11 protein-coding genes are annotated in these 17,587 nt (G+C 64.9%); 4 read left to right on the top strand and 7 right to left on the bottom strand.

Annotation, left to right across the window (positions count from 1 at the left end):
• Positions 1 to 3: 3 nt before the first annotated feature.
• Positions 4 to 1,236 (bottom strand): cytochrome P450, encoded by a 1,233-nt coding sequence (locus KUF59_RS11760; RefSeq protein WP_258769463.1) that lies wholly within the window; start codon positions 1,234 to 1,236, stop codon positions 4 to 6.
• A 134-nt stretch (positions 1,237 to 1,370) separates the two neighbouring features.
• Here KUF59_RS11760 and KUF59_RS11755 point away from each other — a divergent pair, with 134 nt between their 5' ends.
• Entirely contained in the window at positions 1,371 to 1,982 is a 612-nt protein-coding gene (locus KUF59_RS11755) for a TetR/AcrR family transcriptional regulator (protein ID WP_212457275.1), read from the top strand.
• Here the strand turns inward: KUF59_RS11755 and KUF59_RS11750 are convergent.
• Together KUF59_RS11750 and KUF59_RS11745 are read right to left on the bottom strand one after the other, a co-directional pair.
• The gene (locus KUF59_RS11750) at positions 1,979 to 4,561 is read right to left on the bottom strand and encodes an EAL domain-containing protein (RefSeq protein ID WP_212457276.1); all 2,583 of its coding nucleotides are present in this window, start codon (positions 4,559 to 4,561) and stop codon (positions 1,979 to 1,981) included. The genes KUF59_RS11755 and KUF59_RS11750 overlap by 4 nt on opposite strands.
• Positions 4,562 to 4,735: 174 nt before the next feature.
• Positions 4,736 to 6,037 carry an MFS transporter gene (locus KUF59_RS11745; RefSeq protein WP_212457277.1) on the bottom strand — a complete coding sequence of 434 codons (1,302 nt, stop codon included), beginning with the start codon at positions 6,035 to 6,037 and terminating at the stop codon, positions 4,736 to 4,738.
• Between the two features lie 238 nt (positions 6,038 to 6,275).
• Between KUF59_RS11745 and KUF59_RS11740 the strand changes: the two genes are divergently transcribed.
• Positions 6,276 to 6,743, top strand: a complete 468-nt coding sequence (locus tag KUF59_RS11740; RefSeq protein WP_212457278.1) for a hypothetical protein — start codon at positions 6,276 to 6,278, stop codon at positions 6,741 to 6,743.
• A 3-nt stretch (positions 6,744 to 6,746) separates the two neighbouring features.
• Positions 6,747 to 7,427 (top strand): class I SAM-dependent methyltransferase, encoded by a 681-nt coding sequence (locus tag KUF59_RS11735; RefSeq protein ID WP_212457279.1) that lies wholly within the window; start codon positions 6,747 to 6,749, stop codon positions 7,425 to 7,427.
• On the opposite strand, the gene KUF59_RS11730 is transcribed toward KUF59_RS11735, so the two are convergent.
• Both KUF59_RS11730 and KUF59_RS11725 read right to left on the bottom strand, forming a co-directional pair.
• Positions 7,345 to 10,446, bottom strand: a complete 3,102-nt coding sequence (locus KUF59_RS11730; protein WP_212457280.1) for an ATP-binding protein — start codon at positions 10,444 to 10,446, stop codon at positions 7,345 to 7,347. The two genes, KUF59_RS11735 and KUF59_RS11730, sit on opposite strands and share 83 nt — an antisense overlap.
• Positions 10,447 to 10,591: 145 nt before the next feature.
• Positions 10,592 to 13,024, bottom strand: coding sequence for a bifunctional diguanylate cyclase/phosphodiesterase (locus KUF59_RS11725; protein ID WP_258769460.1), 2,433 nt, complete (start codon positions 13,022 to 13,024; stop codon positions 10,592 to 10,594).
• 285 nt (positions 13,025 to 13,309) lie between these two features.
• On the opposite strand from KUF59_RS11725, the gene KUF59_RS11720 reads away from it, so the two are divergent.
• Positions 13,310 to 14,479 (top strand): ABC transporter substrate-binding protein, encoded by a 1,170-nt coding sequence (locus KUF59_RS11720; RefSeq protein WP_212457282.1) that lies wholly within the window; start codon positions 13,310 to 13,312, stop codon positions 14,477 to 14,479.
• Between the two features lie 247 nt (positions 14,480 to 14,726).
• Here KUF59_RS11720 and KUF59_RS11715 read toward each other — a convergent pair whose 3' ends face one another.
• Complete coding sequence (locus KUF59_RS11715; RefSeq protein WP_309500971.1) at positions 14,727 to 16,082, bottom strand: DUF3300 domain-containing protein; 1,356 nt, start codon at positions 16,080 to 16,082, stop codon at positions 14,727 to 14,729.
• Between the two features lie 524 nt (positions 16,083 to 16,606).
• Positions 16,607 to 17,584 (bottom strand): NAD(P)-dependent oxidoreductase, encoded by a 978-nt coding sequence (locus tag KUF59_RS11710; protein WP_212457284.1) that lies wholly within the window; start codon positions 17,582 to 17,584, stop codon positions 16,607 to 16,609.
• Between the last annotated feature and the right edge of the window lie 3 nt (positions 17,585 to 17,587).

Genomic DNA, 17,587 nt, shown 5'->3' with positions numbered 1-17,587 from the left:
CACTTACCAGCTCGCCGGCAGCCGCTTCAGGCCACGCAGGACGAAAGTCGGCCGCCATTCCGGGTTCTCGACGTCGTCGATCCGCAAATCCGGCAGCCGCCGCAGCAGCGTATTGATCGCGATCTCGGCCTCGATGCGCGCCAGTTGGGCCCCCAGGCAGAAATGGATGCCGCCGCCGAAGGACAGCGGCTTGACGTTCGGACGGGTGATATCGAGCCGGTTCGGGCTATCAGGGTAGACCGCCGGATCGCGGTTGGCCGAGCCCAGGAGGCACAGCACGGTCTCGCCCTTCGGGATCTTCTTGCCGCCGAGGTCGTCGATGTCCTCCAGCGCGACGCGGCCGGTGAGCTGCACCGAGGAATCGTAGCGCAAGAATTCCTCGATCGCGTTGGTGATCAGCTCCGGCTTGGCCTTCAGGAGCGCGAGCTGGTCGGGATTGCGGTGGAGCGCGAGAAGACCGTTGCCGATCAGGTTCACGGTGGTCTCGTGACCGGCGCCGAACAGCAGGATGATGTTGGCGGTCAGCTCTTCATTGGTGAGCTTGTTGCCGTCCTCCTCCGCCTGCACAAGCTGGGTCGTGAGGTCGTCGCCGGGATTACGCCGGCGCAGCTCGAAGAGCTGCTGAAAGTACATCTGCGCCATCAGGTTGGCGGCGTTGCCCTGCTTGATCTCCTCCGCCGTCAGCGGCACGGGGTCGAGCAGCCGGCCGCCGTCGCGCGAGCCCTTGTAGAAGACCTCGCGATGATCCGCGGGGAGGCCGAGCATGTCGCAGATGATGGTGACCGGGAGGCGATAGGCAAAATCCTCGATCAGGTCCATGTGGCCGTGCTCGATCACGGCGTCGAGCGTCTGGTCGACGACCTCCTGGATGCGCGGGCGCATGTCCTCGACCCGGCGCGCGGTGAAGGCCTTGACCACGAGGCCGCGCAGGCGCGTGTGGTCCGGCGGATCGGCCTGCAGCATCCAGTGGCTCATGCTGCGGAACACCGGCTCGTCCATGATCTTCGGGCCGTAGCGGCGCTTGGTGCGCTCGACGTAGTCCTTGCCAAAGCGCTTGTCGCGCAGCACGAGGCTCACCTCGGCATGACGGCTGGCGACGAAATTGCCGAACGGCGTCACGTGCATGGGATCGAGCACGCGCAGCCGGTCGTAATGCGGATAGGGATCGCGGATGAAATCCGGCGCAAGCGGGTTGAACAGCGGACCGCTGCCTGCGGGCTGGACATGCTCGTTCATGGTGACCTCAATCGGTTGCCGCATCAAAGCGAACACGCTATTTCCCTCCCGGAAAACGCGCGGCGTGTCATCCCTGAAACTCTTAAACTCGATACATTGTTGTATCGAGTTGCATTCTGAACTAAAATGCATCGATGTCAAGGCTGAGGACCAGACCGACCCGGGACGACACGCGCGACAAATTGTTCGAGGCGGCGGCCCGCGTGTTCGAGGCAGAGGGCATCGGCGGCGCCAGCATCGAGGCGATCGCGGCCGCCGCCGGTTTCACGCGCGGCGCGTTCTATTCCAATTTCAAGAGCAAGGACGAGCTGATCATCGCCATGCTCGAAGACCATGTCGAGCAGTCGATCAAGCGCAATCTCGACCTGCTGGCGGAGCATACCGATCTCGACGAATTCCTCGCTGCGCTGAAGGCGATGGATCGCAGCAAGCAGGATCCGCTCGGCCGTTCGCCGCTACTTCATATGGAGATGATCCTTTATGTCGCGCGCGCCGAGAAGCGGCGGCCGGAGCTCGCCAAACGGCTGCGCGCGCGGCGCAAGCTGATCGCCGACATCATCCAGGCGACGCAGCAAACCAACCCCAGGAACCATGCTCGGAACCCGTCCTGGATGGCCTCCGTGCTGCTGGCGCTCGAAGACGGTTTTCGACTGCACCGGCTGATCGATCCAGAGACGACGCCGGCCGACAGCTTTTTGCGCGCCATCACCGATCTGCGGCGGGCGACGGGACTGGCCTCCAGCTAGGTGGAGCGCTTGGCCGACTTCGGCTCCGACGGTGCGACCGCGAGCCGACCGAGTATCGCCCTCGCCTGCTCCGCGCAATGGTCGATCAGCCAGCGCTCGAAGGCAACAGGCGCCAGCGCCGGCGCGTAGAGGAAGCCCTGCACGACGTCGCAGCCGAGCTCGGCCAGCACCTTGCGCTGCGCCTCGGTCTCGACGCCTTCGGCAACGACGGTCATGCCGAGGCTTTGACCGACCCGCACCACGGCGGTCGCGATCGCCATGGCGCCCGCATCGCTCTCGATGTCGCGCATGAAACTGCGGTCGATCTTCAATTCGCGGATCGGCAGATGCGCAAGCCGGCTCAGGCTCGAGAAGCCGGTGCCGAAATCGTCGAGCGACAATCCGACGCCGAGCTTGCGGATCGCCCGCATCGTCTCCAGCGCGACCGCCCGCTCCTGCATGAAGGCACCTTCGGTGATCTCGAGCATCAGGGCGTTCGGCGGCAGATCGTGTTCGGCGAGGATCGCGGCCAAACGCGTCGCCAGATGAACATCGCGGAAGTTGATCGGCGACAAATTGACCGACACGCTCGGGATGTTCAGCCCGGCGCGGCGCCAGCTCACCATCTGCCGGCAGGCCTCGCGGATCGACCACAGTCCGATCTGCTCGATCAGGCCGCATTCTTCGGCGAGCGGAATGAATTTTGCGGGCGAGACTTCGCCGAGCACGGCATCGTGCCAGCGCGACAGCGCCTCGACGCCGTGGATCGCGCCATCCACCGTGCGGATCTGCGGCTGGTAGCGCAAATTGAGCGCATCTTCCGCAATCGCGCGGCGAAGCGCGGCGGTGAGCTCCAGCCGCTGCTCGGTCAGCCCGCTCATGTCGGCGCTGAAGAAGCGATGGGTCGAGCGCCCCGCGAGCTTGGCCTTGTACATGGCAGCATCGGCCTGCTGCATCAGCGTGTCGATATCGGTGGCGTGGTCCGGATAGAGGCTGATGCCGATGCTCGCCGACATCTGCACCTGTTTTGCGCCGAGTTGCAGCGGCGATGCCAGTGCCTGCGTGATCCCTTCGGCAACGCTTGCGGCGGCCTCGGCATCGTGATCCGGTAGCAGGATCACGAACTCGTCGCCGCCGAGCCGGCCCAGCATGTCGCAGGGGCGAAGCTGCGCCCGCAGCCGCTGCGCCAGCAGCACAAGAAGCTCGTCGCCGGCCGCATGTCCCAGCGTGTCGTTGACGTCCTTGAAATGATCGAGGTCGAGGAAGGCCAGCGCGATGTGGCTGCCGGCCTGGCAGGAATCGATCGCCGACATGATCAGGTGCCGGAGCTGCGCGCGGTTCGGCAGGCCGGTGAGGATGTCGTGATAGGCCAGCCGCGCGATCTCGGCGCGCGCCTCCTTGCGCTCGATGGCAAGCGCCGCGAGACTGACGCAGGCATCGACGATGCGCCGGTGCCAGCGGCTCGGCGCGCGGGACTCCCGGTAGTAGAACGCGAAGGTGGCGATGACCCGGCCATCCTTGGCCTTGACCGGCGTCGACCAGCAGGCGCGCAGGCCGATCGCGAGCGGCATCGCATTGTAGGGCAGCCAGCGCGGATCGGTGGCGAGATCGATCGCGAGCACCGGCTTGCCGTAATAGGCGGCCGAGCCGCAGGAGCCGACATCGGGTCCGATGACGGCGCCGTCGAGCGCCCGCGAATAGTCCTCAGGCAGGCTCGGGCCGCCAAGCGGATGGATCTTCCCGCCGGCATCGACATGCAGCAGCGAGCAGACGACGTCGGGCGCGATCTGCTCGACACGGCGGCACAGCCGGTCCGCGATCTGCGCAATTGGCACCTCGTCGGCGAGCGAGCCCATGATCAACTGCTGGAGCGAGCGCAACTGCTTGCTCTCGGTGATGTCGTCCAGCAGCGCGAAGATGTGCTTGACCCGGCCCTTGCGATCGCGGAACGCGTCGATGCGGGCGGAGACCCAGATCTCGTCGCCGTCCTTGCTGTAGACAAGAACCTCGGCTTCGCCGCTCTCGCCGCCCGCCATCAGGCGCTTCCTGAGCTTGGCGAGTGCCTTGATTTTGGTGTGACGACCAGCCAGCAGGTCGGTCACGCGCCGCTCCTGGGCCTCGTCGCAGGAATAGCCGAACATCGAGCTGAACGACGCGTTGGTGTAGCGGATGTTCAGCTCGGGATCGGTGATGATGACGGCGCGGTTGGTCTGATCGGACACCGCATTGAGAAGCCCGATCCGCACGCGGCGCTCGGCGTCCTCGGTGACGTCGCGGACGAAGGCCACGTGGTGACCCGGCTCCGATCCCACGGATGAAAGCGACACGGTCGCCCTGATCCGGCTGCCGTCGGGCCGCGTCAGGCTGACCTCGTCGCGGAACGGTGCAAACCGATCGGCGCGAAAACAGTCGAGCCCGAGAACAGAGGCATCCTGCCCGAGCACGTCGGCCCGCGCGCACTTCCATAGCCGCTCGGCGCCGGCGTTGAAATGGGCGATCCGGCGGGCGCCGTCGACGATCACAACGCCATCGTCCGCCTGCTCGAATGCAGCCAGCAGAAGTTCCGGAGTTCCGATCGCAGCGCAATCGTGGGCGGACATGGTTGGACCTGGCGTCGCAGGATTGCGATGAGGGCGCCGAGGCTAACGCTGCGATGGTGTCCAAGACGTTCGTTGCAACCGGGCGAGGCCCCGCCAAGACGCGACATGCTTAAGAATCTGCGAAGCCGGCGAGGTATGTAAATGCAGTTGGAACCTTAAGCGCAGCACCGTGCTCTAACCGGTGCCGGTTCCCGACTGAAGCTTAGGCAGGCGGCCGGCGACCGCACGCACCTTGCCCGGCGAGGCCTGCCAGATCGACAGCGCCGACAATCCGGACACGGCGATCGCAATGGCGAAAGGCAACGTGTAGCCGCCGGTCAGGTCGAACAGAAAGCCCGTGACCCAAGGCCCGGCCGCGCCGCCCGCAAGTGCGGCCAGCATGATCGAGCCAAAAATGCTGCCATAGTGCTTGCCCTGGAAGATCTCGAGCACGACGGGGCCCATGACGGAGGTGAGCCCGTAGCCGAGCGCGCCTTGCGCAAACACCATCACATAGACCAGCAGCAGCGACGGCCAGAATTTCAACCCCACCAGCGCCGCAAAGCAGATCACAAAACCGACGCAGCTCGCCACCCACACCCATTCGCGCCCGATCCTGTCGGAGACATGGCCGAGCAGGATCTGGCCGGGAATGCCGAGCAGGCTGACGACGCCGAGCGACCATACCGCGACGTTCGGGCTGAAGCCGATATCGAGCAGGAATTTGGTCTGATGGACCTGCACCGCGTACCAGATGTACAGGCCGCAGAAATAGCCGAGCGCGATCCACCAGAAGCGCGCCGTGCGCAACGCGCGCTGCAGCGTCCAGTCGGTCGCGACCCAGACCGGATCGACGACGTTGGAGACGGGCTTTGCCGATGTCGCCGACGGCGCGGCATCGCCGTCGGGCAGCAGGCCGAGGTCCTCGGGGCGCTTGCGCAGAAAGAGATTGATCGGCGCGAGCACGATCAGGACCATCAGGCCCATCGCGGTGCAGGCGGTGCGCCAGCCGGTGTGCTCGATCAAATGCTGCACCCAGGGCAGCAGCGTCACCGATCCGATGCCGACGCCGGCGAAGGCGATGCCGATGGCAAAGCCGCGCTTGCGGATGAACCAGTTCGGCAGAAACAGCGACTGGCCGGAATAGCCGAGGCAGACGCTGCCGGCGCCGACCATGATGCCGATGGTCACGTAGAGATGCCAGGGCGCGCTGGTGAGCGGCGCCAGCAGCAGGCCACCTGCCATCAAGGCGACACCGACCTCCATCACCGCGCGCGGGCCGGCGCGATCCATGAGCCGGCCGATCAGCGGGCTGACAACGCCTGAGACCACGAAGCCGAACGAGAATGCGCCTGCGGTGAGACCACGCTCCCAGCCGAACTCGGCGATGATGGGTGGAAAGAACAGCGAGAACGCGGTGCGTGCATTCACCCCGATCGCCATGGTGACGAAGATCACCGCGACCACGACCCAGCCGTAGAAGAAGGGAAGCCGCATCTTGTGAATGATTATGTTCGTTACATCCCTGGACGATCCTTCGGACCATCCTGACCTCTCCGGGTCAAGCGCTTTTCGCGCATGCCAGTGTCTCGAGCGCGAAAGCGACGCGGCCGCCGGTCGGCACGCCGCACAACCCCAATGATAAAACCTCCACCTTCGCCACTTGCATCTGGTCGAAGTCAAACAAGCAGGCTAACATCTCGCTTTCAGTGCCGGATTTTCAGGAGGTGGAGTGATGGGTGCATTCGTTCCCGATGGATACGTTCCGCATGTTCAGGACCAGATCAATTCAAGATTTGCCGTAGGCGACGCCATCAAGGAGATGGCCGGGTTTCAAAAGGAATTCAAACTGTTCTCTCTGGAGCATTCGCTCATAAGCGCGTTCACCCTGCTCAATATCGCCCCCGTCGGCGAGAAGGACCGGGAGGGCTTCCTGAAGTATCTCGAAATGCTCAAGAAGACCGGCGCTCAGGTGGACGGCCAGCAGACCAAATACACCGGGCACGATCAGATCATCGTCTCGCTGAAGGGAAACCTCGAAAGCAAGTCCCCGCTGCCGGTCTATTTCACATGGCATCCGGGTGAAAAGCCGAAGGGACAGGTCCTGGTGGTGTCGCGCGATCAGGCTTTCATCTTTTCCAGCACGAACTACCTGACCATCAGCGTTCCGACCGTGAAGCCCAAGGGCAAGAAGAAGTACTAGGTCATGCGCGCAATCCGCGCGCAGGTTCGCTCCTATTACTCAGGAAAGATCGAACGTTACGGGTCGACGCCGCTCGGCGTCGACTGGCCGAACGCGATCTCGCAATATCTGCGTTTCGTACAGCTCCTGAGGCTGTGCGACTTCACAAAACCGTTCAGCCTGACCGATTTCGGCTGCGGCTATGGCGCCCTGCTGGAATTCCTGGCCATGCGGCACGCCGATTGCCCCGTCAGATATCGCGGCATCGACATCTCGCCGGCCATGGTCGCGGCAGCGCAGAAACGCTGGAGCAAGCGCCCGGACACCACATTCGCGATCGGCTCGCGCTGCTCGCAGGTTTCCGATTACGTTCTGACCAGCGGCACCCTGAACGTCAGGCTTGGCCGGCCGGTGCCGGAGTGGAAGCGCTATGTTGAGACGATTTTGGCCGACATGCAGCGCAACAGCCGGGTCGGCTTCGCCGCCAACTTCATGCTGCCGCACGACAAGGGACGGACGGAGCAAGCGCTTTATCGCACCAGGCCGCAGCCATGGATCGACTTTTGCCGCAAGCAACTCGGCTGCGAGGTGGAAGTGCTGACCGATTACGGCCTTCGCGAATTCACGCTTCTCGCTCGCTGCCCGCGCAAACCTGCTGCACCGAAAGCAGCGGTTCGTAGGCCTTCGCGCCCGTCTCGTCGATGAGGCGCCGCGCGCGGGCGAACAGCGCGTCCGCGTCATGCAGCGGATGCCGGAGCTGGCCTGCATCCAGCGCCTGTCCCAGAAAGATGAGAGAACGGCATTCCGCGAGGCGAGCGCTGCGTTCGACCGCGATAGCGAGACTCCTTTCGGCCGCGCTCACCGCGGCCGCAGGGCTGTTGCTCCTGAGATAGAGCTCGGCAAGATAAGTCAGCATCTCGCTTTCATATTCGAGGCCGGCATAGGCCTCTCGCGCCAGACGAACCGTCGCCTCGAGCCGCTGGATGGCACCGACATGATCGCCGGCCAGCGAAAGCGCCAGCGCAGCGCAAGCCGCGCCGTAGACCGCGAGGTAGGGCAACCCGCTCGCCGCGCCGACCTTCTCGATGTACCGGCTGTGGAATTCGGCCTCCTCGGCATCACCTAAGAGCCAGGCGAGCTCGACGCCGGCGAGATGCGGGATGAACTGAACGGCAGGGTCCGGAAACTCGCTTTCGGTCGCGATCAGGTCCGCGATGCTTTGTCGCGCCGCGGCGAAGTCGCCCATGCGCACCAGCACCCGGGCGCGCAGGCTCTCGACCCAGCGCTTGACGTTGAAGCCGATCAGCGCCTCGTGCGCGGGCAAGATGTTCATGATGTGGGCGAGTGCGGTATCGCTCGCCTGCAATGCTTCGCGCAGCTTTCCGGCGTAGCCGTAGGCCTGGCAGAGGAAGACCTGAAGCATGGTGTTGAGGCTTGGGTCGCGCGCACTGGTCAGTTCGATAGCCTGCAGGACCTGCTTCACGTAATCATCCGCCGAGCCCGTGCACGCCAGCACCCGGCCGTAGGTGGCAAGGATCAGCACCTCGGAGACCGCGTCCTTCGACTCCCGCGCGAGCTCCAGCGCCTCCTTGGCAAAGGGCGAGACCTCCTCGGCACTGGTCCCTTCGCGCCAGCCCATGCCGACGATCTGCCCCGAAGCCCGCACGCGCAGCCTGTCGGTTTCGGCGGAGCGCGGCACGGCCTGCAGCAGCAGTCGAACCCTCTTCCAGGACTTGAGCGCGACCATCGAGTGGAGCGTGCCGATCCACGCTGCGGCGCGCGCTGCATACGTCGCCGCCGGGAGAAAGTCCCGGGCCGCCTCGAAATGATAGGAGATCAGATCGGCATATTCGCTGAGCTGGCTGTGATGGAAGCTCTCGAGCGCCTTGGCCACGGCGGCGTGAAGCTCGACGCGGCGTGAACGCAGTTGCGTGGCGTAGGCGACCTCCTGGATCAGGGGATGCCGAAACGCGAACCTGTCAGGCGCGCTTTGGTCGTCGCCCGGCTGCACCAGCTCGAGCTGCGACAGCCGGTCGAGAATCGGGGCGAGATCGTCCGCCGCTGCGGTGGTCACTTCGGCCAGCACGGCCAACGGGAATTCCCGCCCGATCGTCGCACCGACCTGAAGCACCTCCTTGTCACGGGGCAAGAGACGGTCGATACGCGCCGCGATTACGGATTGGACCGTCGGGGGCAGCATCTCCATCGACGGCTCCTGCGCCGCCTCGTAGTGACCGGCATGGCCGCCGAGTTCGCCGCTGTCGACCAGGGACCGGATCAGCTCCTCGGCAAAGAAAGGATTGCCTCCGCTTCGCTCGATGATGCGCTGGCGGACCGCGCGGGTCGACGGGTGATCGCCCATCAGATCGACCGCGAGCGAGGCCACGTCGCCGTCGCTGAGCTCGTCGAGGCGGATCTCGTGAAAGTTCGGTCCTTCCTGCCACGGCGCCTGATAGGTCGGGCGGTAGGTCAGGATCAGCGCGACGCGGCTCTGGGCCACCACGTCGACGAGCGCCGATACGAATTCGATGCTGGCTTCATCCAGCCAGTGAATGTCCTCGATGACGATCACCGACGGCGTGCGGGTTCCGTCCCTGACGAGGCTGCAGACCAGATTGACGAGACGACCACGCCTGGCCTTCGGGTCGAGCGAAGATTTGCCGCTGCTGATGCCGAGAAAATCGCACAGCAGCGGCACGTCATCCATCAGATGCGGCACTGCAGTCTCGATCCTGGACGCAATCTTGGCGCGTGCCGTCTCAGTATCGTCGGTCGAGGTGATCCTGAAGAAGCTGCGGAAGAACTCCACGAGCGGTTGCAGTGGGCCGGAATGATCGTATGGCGACGCTCTCGCCTCCAGCACGGGGACCAGCCGATTCCTGGCGGCCTTGGCGAACTCGAAGCACAGCCGGCTTTTTCCCAAGCCAGGCGCCGCGCAAATGCCGATCGCCTTGCCCGCTCCGCGCTCGGCCCCGGCGAACGCCTCGTGAAGGACGGCAAGCTCCTTCTCCCTCCCGCGATACATGCCCGCAAGCGCTTCCGGGAAGGCCGCGCCGGCGTGCTTCAAACCAAGCAATCGATAGACGACGATCGGGCGCGGGAAACCCTTGACGTCCTGATGCCCCAGCGACCGCGCCTCGCAGGCGGCGTGAACCAGCCGAAAGGTCGATTCAGTGATGCAGATTTCACCGGGCTGGGCCATGTGCTCGAGGCGGCTCGCCAGGTGCACGGCGGGACCATAGACGCTCTGCTCCTTGGTGAATTTGTCCGGAAGGCCCGCGACGATCTCGCCGGCATGAATGCCCACGCGCAGCGTGATGCCGTTCGCATGCGACGACTGAATCATGGCGAGCGCGGCCTGGCAGGCCCGCAAGGCATGATCCTCCTGCGCTTGCGGCATGCCGAAGATCGCCAGCAGCGCATCGCCCATGCTGCGCGTGATCGTGCCCTGATATTGCTGAATGGCCTCGCCCATGCGGGCGAGCGCGGGCGGCAGACGATCGAGTGCCAGTTCAGGATCGCCGGCGCCGATCATTTCGGTCGAGCCGACGATGTCGGCGAACAGGACGGTGACGACCTTCCGCTCACCGACCGGTGCCGGCTGATGGAGCCGTTCGCCGCAAGCGCCGCAAAAGCGCGCCGCATCGAGATTGGGGTGCCGGCAATTTGGGCAGACCAGGGCAAAACTGATGCCGCAGGACCTGCATACCCTGTCGTCTGGCAACGTCTCCGTCTGACACGCCGGGCACAACATCAGCACACCTTTCCAGGTACAGCCGGTTTTCCGACCCAGAAGGTAACCTCAGTAGGAGCAAAACGAAAGACGGCCCTCGCCGGCCGCGCAGGGGGCGAAAACGCGGGCAATCGTCTCAGGCGGCGTCGAGGCGCGCGCGGACAGCCGCCATTTCCGGCCCGATCTGCGCGATCGGCTGCGGGCGGCCGAGCAGATAGCCTTGCGCAAAATTCACGCCGAGCGTCTTGAGGCGATCGAACTGCTCCTGGGTCTCGACGCCTTCGGCGGTAACGGACATGTCGAGGCCGCGCGCCAGCGTGACGATCGAGGAGATGATGGCTGCGGAGTGCGGACGAAGCGTCAGGCTGCGGATGAACGACTTGTCGATCTTGATCCTGTCGAACGGAAACGCGGTCAGATAGCTCAGCGACGAATAACCGGTGCCGAAATCGTCGAGCGCAAGCTCGACGCCGATGCTCTTGAGCCGCTCCATAAAGGCGAGGTTCTCGACACCGCGCTCCAGCAGGACGGACTCGGTGATCTCGATCTCCAGCCGCTCCGGCGGCAGGCCGGAATCTTCCAGCGCCGCGCAGATCACGTCGAACAGCTCCGCCTCCTTGAACTGCACCGGCGACAGATTGACGGCAACGCGCTCCCCGGACGGCCAGGCGGCGGCGTCCTCGCAGGCGCGACGCAACACCCATTCGCCGAGCGGCACGATCAGCCCGGTCTCTTCCGCGAGCGGGATGAACTGGTCGGGCCGAATCAGGCCGCGCGCCGGATGCCGCCAGCGCACCAGCGCTTCGAAGCCACGCCGCTCTGTGCTGGTGACGTCGAAGAACGGCTGATAGTGCACCTCGAGCTGGCAGCGCGCGATGGCGTCGCGAAGATCGCCTTCGAGCGTGTTGCGCGCCTCGAGCTCGGCCGACATCGCCTCGTCGTAGATCGTGAAGCAGTTGCGCCCCGCGGATTTCGAGCGGTAGAGCGCGAGGTCGGCCTTCTTCAAAAGCTCTTCCTGATCGTCGCCGTGCTGCGGCGCGATCGCGATCCCGATGCTGGTGCCGATCTCCAGGCGATGTCCCGGCAGGAAGAACGGCTCGGCCACGAGCTTGGCGATGCGGCTCGCCAGCTCGACCGAGCAGACCCTTTGATCGTCGCAGCCCTCCTGGATGATCGCAAATTCGTCGCCGCCGAGCCGCGCCAGCACGTCGTGCTCGCGCAAGGCGGCCTTCAGGCGTTGCGCCACCTGGCGCAGCAGCAGGTCGCCCGCGCCATGGCCGAGCGAGTCGTTGACGTTCTTGAAGCGATCGAGGTCGAGCATCAGGATCGCGAAGGTCATTCCGCCCTCGCGCATCTCGCGATTGATCTCGTCCAGACGCCCGAGAAAGAACGCACGGTTCGGCAGCCCGGTCAGGATGTCGGTCTGGGCGAGTTCGAGCACGCGCCGGTTCGCCAACGACAGCCGTCGCGAGTTGCGGCTTGCCAGCACCAGATAGGCGGTAAGGAATCCGGTCAGAAGCAGGCCCACGGCCAGCACCGTGAGCGCACGATCGTAGGCCGTGACCAGCGGGCCGCCGGCCGCAGGCACGGCGCGGACCTGCCAATCGGTATCCCCGATCCGCAGGCTTCCCGACCAATGCCTGCCTTGCGCGACGTCGCGCATCGACTGCGGCGCGCTTTGAGATGACGAGAAATCCGGAAGCGATTGCTCCAGGCTGACGATCCGTCCCGTGAACGGCGGATAGACGTTGACGCTGATCGCGGGGCTCGCGGCCGTCGTCGCCCGGATCGCCTGCAACAGCAGCGGCAGATCGAATATGCCGACGATGACGCCGGCGAGATTGCGCCGCCGGTCGGCGACCGTTTCGCGCGACGTCCCCTTGGCGTAAACGGGGACGATCACCATCGCGTTCGGCAATTCGCCGCCTACCCTCGGCTCGTAGAGACGCGCAGTCAGCGCGGCGATCCGGTCGTTGTCGCGGGCGCGCTCGATCGCGGGCCAGCGGTCCGGGATGCTCGCATAGTCCATGCCGTAGACGGGCGAGGTCTTCGGCTGCGTGGAATAGAAGATCGGAAAATGCTCCTCGCGCTGCGGCGCGGTCGCGAAACCGCCGTCGCTCTGCAGCGACTTGATCCGATAGCCGGAGATGCCGTCGGCGATCGCCGCGGCCTCATATTCGGCGCGCTCCTTGCGGTTGACCCGCGGCAGCCAGGCGATGCGCAGCATGCCCGGGTGATGTTCGAACAGGCGGCCGCTGAACGTCTCGAACTCGCTGCGGGTGATTTCCTCGTTGACCGACTCGAACAGCGTGCGCAGCGCCATCAGCCGCGAGATATATTCGTTCATGCCGTTCTGCATGACGATGGCTTCGGTATCGGCGGCGCTTTCGAACTCGACCTTGTTGACGCGGTCCTCCCATTGGGCGACGGCGAATGCCGCGGCGAGCGACAGCAGAATGCCGATGCCGGCAGCGACGAGCGCAGGACGGTACAGCCGGAGCAAGGGCGCCACGCGCCACCGTCCGATCATGCGCTTTCGATCCTGATCATTCTGATCGCGATCGTCCATCTTGGTCGTCGTCTCCCTCGTGTCGCGGAGCAGATCTCTGGCCGCACCGTGACGTGAGCGATCGGACAAGCCTTGCGGTTAAGAACTGCCCAATTTTGCAGCCCGACTTCGCTGCATTGCGCGGCTTAGTTAACGATTAGGCTGCGATCCGCCGCGCCATCTGTACAATCTGTTGCTTTTCCCCGGAGTAATACGGGCCTCCTGCATCCAAGAGATTAGCGACATCTTCAGCCCGCCGAACTATTGTTCGTGGAGGCATTTGCCTCATCCCGCATCAGCGCCGTCATGACACGATCCCGACTCGCGACACGCATCGTCCTGGCCATCGCGCTGACGGCCGTAGCTGCAGTCGCTGCAAGGAGCGACGACGAAGTCGGTATCAGCGCGGACGGGATTCTGTTCGGCCAGGCCGCAGCCCTCGAAGGCCCCTCCTCCGCGCTCGGCCAGCGCATGCGGCAAGGCATCGTTGCCGCCTTCACCGAGATCAACGCCAAGGGCGGGGTCCACGGCCGCAAGCTTCGGCTGATCAGCCGCGACGACGGCTACGATCCCGACCGCTCGGTGGCGCAGACGTTGCGCCTGATCGACCACGACAAGGTGTTCGCGCTGATCGGCGCGGTGGGAACGCCGACCGCGATGGCGACGATCCCGATCACGAGCGCGCATAACGTTCCCTTCATCGGCCCGTTCACCGGCGCCGAATTCTTGCGCGACCCCGAGCTGTCCAACGTCGTCAACATCCGCGCAAGCTACAGCGCGGAAGCCGAGGCCTGGATCAAGCACCTTACCGAAGACCGCCGCTACACCCGGATCGGCATCTTCTACCAGGACGATTCCTTCGGCCGCGACGGGCTTGCCGGCGTCAAGCGCGCGCTCGCCAAGCGCGGCCTCGAGCTCGCAGCGGAAGGTACGTTCGAGCGCAACACGCGGGCGGTCGCCTCGGCCTGGCGGATGCTGCGACGCGTCGAGCCCGAAGCCATCGTCATGGTCGGGACCTACGGTCCCTGCGCGGAGTTCATCAAGCTCGCGCGCCGCAGCGGCTTGCATCCGACCTTCGTCAACATCTCGTTCGTCGGCGCTAATGCGCTGGCCCAGGAGCTCGGCCCCGACGGCGACGGCGTCGTGGTCTCGCAGGTCGTGCCGTTTCCGTGGGACGCATCGATCCGGCTCGTCGCCGACTACCAGGCGGCGCAGAAGGCCTTTGACCCGACGCTGACGCCGGACTTCGTGTCGCTGGAGGGCTACCTCGCCGCTCGCCTCGCCGCCGCCGCGCTGGAGAAGGCAGGACCGAACCCGACGCGCGCAGGCCTGTTGCGCCTCATCAACGAGGTCGGCCGCTTCGACATCAGCGGCACTCTCGTGACGACAGGCACCCGCATGATCGACACGCCGCCGAAGGTATTCATGACCGTCATCCAGAAGGACGGGACGTTTAGGGCGGTCGACCGGCTCTAGACCGTGAACCCATAAATCTGCCGGGGGGACGGCTTGCCCGAGTCCGCTATGCCGCAATAGCGACCAAATTCTGAAACGCAGCGAAATGACCCGATGGCCAGAGGCGGACATCGCTGCACGATCACGACGTCCACACGTTTGGTCGCCAGCGCTCGCACTGCGCTCTCAACTTCCTCTGGTCTATTGGCATTCGAAGGGACGACCTGACTTCGATGCGACGGCCCGCCGCTCGCATTGAGAGCGAACATCACCGTGAAATAGGGACTGCGCCTGGCTGCCGCGCGCCCGAGGAAAGCCAATGTTCGTAACTCTGAAACTTAACTCCTAGCTTTTCGTAGTAGACGCGCAAGTACCCGTCGCGGTCGCGAACTACCGCTTGCGGCATCACCTGCTGCACTTCCTGTGCGATGACGCCGACATAAGCACGATCGCTGCCGTTGTAACTAAAGCGATAGTAACCAAGGCCGTTTGAGAGATGGCCGAGCAGCACGACGTCGTGTTTGACCATGATGTCGGATCGCCGTCCGCCACCACGACCGCCACCGCCGCGCCCACCACCGCCACCGCGGAAGCCGCCGCCGCCACCGCGGAAGGCTCGACCACCGCCGCCACCGCCGCGAAAGGCCCGACCACCGCCGCCATGGAAGCCGGCGCGTCCGATGTTCGCTCGGTTGCCCACTCGGCCCTGCCTCGCCAGCCCACCCCGTCCATAGGAAGGTCGCTGCGCGACGCGGCCACCCGACGGGCGTTGTCCTGCGATTGGCCTGCCACCGCCAGGCCGTTGTCCTGCGCCGGGTCTGCCACGGGCGGGAAGTTGCCCTGCGCTCGGTCGACGACCACCGGGCCCCACTGCTCCGGGTCTGCCACCAGCAGGAAGTTGCCCTATGCTTGGCCGCTGTCCGCCACCGGGCCGCAAACCTGCTCCTGGCGCGTTTGGCCGGTGTTGCCAGTTGTTGCCGCCGAGCGGATTCACGCGTGGCCGATTGGCGATGATGCCGGCCCTGCCCCAGTTGACGCCGCCGCCCCACCAACTTCCGCTCGAGCCCCAGTTGCTGAGAGCCCAGCCTGCGCCGAACGCTAGTCCGGCCGCGATCAGCCCGCCGGGGATGTAGTCCGGGTATCCCCAATAATAAGGCGGATAGTCCGCATACGGCCACGCGCCATACATCACGGCGGGATCGTAGTACGGGACATAGAGCATATCCGGATCGGTCGGTTCGATCGCGATAATCGTTCTGCCGCCCTCCTCGGACTTTGTGACCGTCTGCTGCTTGGTCGAGGTCAGCTTGTTGTTGGCATCCGCTTTCGCACGCAAGCGCTGAATGGCGTCCATGACGTCCGCCTGCTGCGCCAGTACCGCTTCGCCCAGCTTCACGGTCCAATCGAGCTTCGAACTCATCATTGCAAGGACGTCTGGCGTAGCGACCAGCGACTTCACGCTGTCGTCAAAGGATTGCTTATCAACCGCAGCCTTCAGCCGTTCGCCTTTCAGCTTCCTGTTTTCCTTTGCCCAGCGATCGCCCTGCACCACGTCGACCGGATAGGTCGAAGCCATCAGGACCAGGGAGAGCAGGTTGTCTGGATAGAGCGCAATAGGCGCCACCAGAGCTTCGAGCTCTTCGGGCTTGAGCAGCTTTGCGGCGGGCGTCGGCTGAGGAGTCGCGGCCGGCGCTGGCGGAACTGCAGGAGGCGGAGCCGGCTGGGCCGGTGAAGCTTCCGGGGTCGATTGGTTTGGCGGCGCAACATTGGGCGCCTGCTTATCTTGCGCCAGAGCTATCGGCGCGAGCACAGAAAGCCAAAGAATTAGCGACGCAAACCTCACGGTCCGAGGCAAAACCATCCGCGTCCTCCCACCCACGCCTTGGACGCTCACCACCCTCATTGACTGCAGTGGTTCACGTTGATCCAAATCAATGGAACCCCTGCCGCAGTCCAGTGCGGCGTTGCATAGGCGCTGATTTCGTCTCCTGTCCGGAGGTGATTGAGCTGGCCTTGCGAAGGATCAAAAGCCGAAGTCGCCAGAATTGGATCATGTCCGCTTCGGATCACTCGCCGCCTACTATCTGGCGTAAGTCAAACTCGCATCAATTCCAGTTTCGCTGCGTGCTAATGAATTCACGCCCTAATTCAGGGCCGCCGCGTCCAGCGATCGGCGTTGACGGCGCCTTGCGGGGCCTCACCCCTGATGATCGCCTCGACCTGACGCACCGTCTCCAGCGACTGGTACTCGATCGCCTGCGGCGTCAGCCCGCCGACATGCGGCGTGGCGATGACATTGTGAAGATTTGCCAGCTCCGGCGACGGCATCTGGTCCGGCGCACGGCCGACATCCATCGCGGCACCGGCGATGCGGTTCTCGCGCAGGGCCGCGGCAAGCGCGGCCTCGTCGACGAGATTTCCGCGCGAGAGGTTGATGAAGAACGCGTGCCGCTGCATCCGCGCCAGCGCCGCCTGCCCGATCAGGTTTTCCGTCTGCGCGTTGGCGATCGCGAGGCAGACGACGTAGTCGGATGCCGCGAGCAGTTCGTCGAGCGCGACCTGCCGGACCGCGGGATCGTCTGTTGTCACGAAGGGATCCGAAACAAGAATCTCCATGCGCAGCACTTTTGCGATCTCGGCAAGGTGGCGCCCGATGCTGCCAAAACCGATAATGCCGATCCGGCTGCCGGCAAGCTGCCGTCCCATCCGCGCCTCCGGCGTGCGGCCGGCGTGATAATCCGCCGTGGTCCGCGACACGCCGCGCGACAAATCGACCATGAAGCCGAGCGCGAGCTCGGCCACGGCCTGCACGAAGCCCGGACCGGCGCGCGTCACCAGCACGCCGGCTTGCGACGCCGCCTCGACATCGACGTTGCGGATGTCGACGGCGCAGCGCACGAAGGCACGCAGTTTTGGTAGTTGCGCAAAGATCTCGCCGCGTCCCTCCGTCATGCGGTCGGCGACGATAATGTCGGCATCACCAGCGGCGGCGATGAGGCCGGCGGCATCGAGCGGCGCGTCGCCCTGGTGCAGGATCACCTCGGCGGCGGCCTGAAGACCCTTCAGGCTGCGTTCGCCATAATAGTTGCGCCGCATCTCGGGTGTGTGGGCGAGCAGGACTTTCATGGC

It is taken from the genome of Bradyrhizobium arachidis, assembly GCF_024758505.1.
GTDB classification, from domain to species: Bacteria; Pseudomonadota; Alphaproteobacteria; order Rhizobiales; family Xanthobacteraceae; genus Bradyrhizobium; species Bradyrhizobium manausense_C.
The sequence above is the reverse complement of the archived record's forward strand: the minus strand, read 5'-3'. Positions and strand labels throughout refer to the sequence as shown.